This window comes from Actinoplanes sp. NPDC048791, from assembly GCF_040650095.1.
Classification (GTDB): domain Bacteria; phylum Actinomycetota; class Actinomycetes; order Mycobacteriales; family Micromonosporaceae; genus Actinoplanes.
Genome location: NZ_JBEZGQ010001419.1, coordinates 1 through 1715 on the forward strand (window position 1 = coordinate 1; position 1715 = coordinate 1715).

Genomic DNA, 1715 nt, shown 5'->3' on the forward strand with positions numbered 1-1715 from the left:
GCCGGTCCCGGCTGCGGCGGGGCTCCGGGCCGCGAGGGGCCTCGAAGTCACGCGGCGGCTCGGCTCCGCGCCATGGCTCTGCTCCCGGCTCGGCTCCACGCCATGGCTCCGGGCCCGGCTCGGGCCCGCGGTAGGCGTCCTGGCCACGGCGAGGGGCCGGGCCTGCTTCGGGGGCGCGGTAGGGCTCTTGGCCGCGGCGGGGTTCGGGGCCTGGGTAGGGCTCTTGGCCACGGCGTGGGTCGGACCCGGGCCAGCGTTCGATCTCGCCGCCGCGCGGCGGAGCGGCCGGGGTCTGGAAGGCCTGCGGCGCCTCGATCTCGCGGCGCCGCGGTCCTGCATCGGCGCCACGACCGTTCGGGGTGCCTTGCTGCCAGGAGCCGGTATCGGTGCGGCCGGTTTCGGGTCCGCGCTGCCAAGATCCGGTGTCTGTGCGGCCGTTGTCCGGTCCGCGCTGCCAGGAGCCGGTGTCGGTCCGGCCGGCTTCCGGTCCGCGTTGCCATGACCCCGTGTCGGTCCGACCGGTTTCCGGTCCGCGTTGCCATGACCCCGTGTCGGTGCGGCCGGTTTCGGGTCCGCGCTGCCAGGAGCCGGTGTCCGCGCGGCCGGGCTCGACTCCGCGCTGCTGGGAGCCGGCGTCCGTGCGGCCGGGATCGACTCCGCGTTGCCAGGAGCCCGTGTCTGTGCGGCCGGTTTCGGGTCCGCGCTGCCAAGATCCGGTGTCGGTGCGGCCGTTGTCCGGTCCGCGTTGCCAGGAACCGGTGTCGGTGCGGCCGGTTTCGGGTCCCTGTCGCCATGAGCCCGTGTCGGTGCGGCCGTTGTCCTGCTCGCGCTGCCAGGAGCCCGGCTCGATCCGGCTCTGGCTGCTGCCGACCTCAGTTTCGCGCTGCCAGGAACCCGTGTCCGTGCGTCCGGACTCTGCGCCGCGCTGCCACGAGCCGCTGTCGCCGTTCGCGCCCGGGTCGCTGCGACCTCGGCGGCCGGTGGTGTCTGCCTCGCGCTGCCAGCTGCCGGTGTCCGTACGGCTCTGCCAGCTCTCCGAGTCGCGCTCACGTGGCTGGAGGGGCAGCGGGATGACGCCCGTCTCGGCGGCGCTCTGCGCCCACGGGTCGACTGCCGGGCCTGGCTCCGGGTCGCGGCGCCAGGAGCCGGTGTCGCGCCAGCCGTCGGCGCGGGCCTCGTCGCCGCTGCGCCAGCCCTCGGTCGCCGGCGGTGTGCGCCAGCTGTCCGTGCGGGGCTGGTCGGGGCGGGCCTCGGTGCGGGCCTGATCAGCGCTGCGCCAGCTGTCGGTCACCGGCGGGCTGCTCTGCCAGCTGCTCGTGGTGGTGCTCGTGCGCCAGCCGTCCGGCGCCGGCGGTTCGGTGCTTCCGCGACGCCAGCTCGGTGCGTCGGTGGTCGCGGGGTCCTGGAACGCGGGCATGCTGCCGGTGTCGGTGTGCCCTGCCCAGTTGTCGGCTTCGGAACGCGCCGTCCACCCCGTACCCCCGCTTGTGCGAGAGCCCACATCGGGGGCCCGGCGGCGCCCCACCTGGGGCGGGCCGTCGGCCGGTCGCGTCTGTCCGGCCGCCGATTCGCGCCAGGCCGCGCGGTCGTCCTCGCGGACGAGGTGCCGGCCGTCGTCGACGGGCGCCGACCAGCTGCCGGAGTGTGACGTCGGGGCGCTCGGCTGGGGCGTCTGCCAGCTTTCGGCCGGCCGCGCGGGCTCACGCCAGGACGGC

The 1715-nt window shown here is 76.3% G+C and carries 1 pseudogene; it reads right to left on the reverse strand.

Annotated elements, in window-relative coordinates:
• A pseudogene (locus AB0C29_RS46985) lies at positions 1 to 1417 on the reverse strand (hypothetical protein); the annotation flags it as partial.
• Between the last annotated feature and the right edge of the window lie 298 nt (positions 1418 to 1715).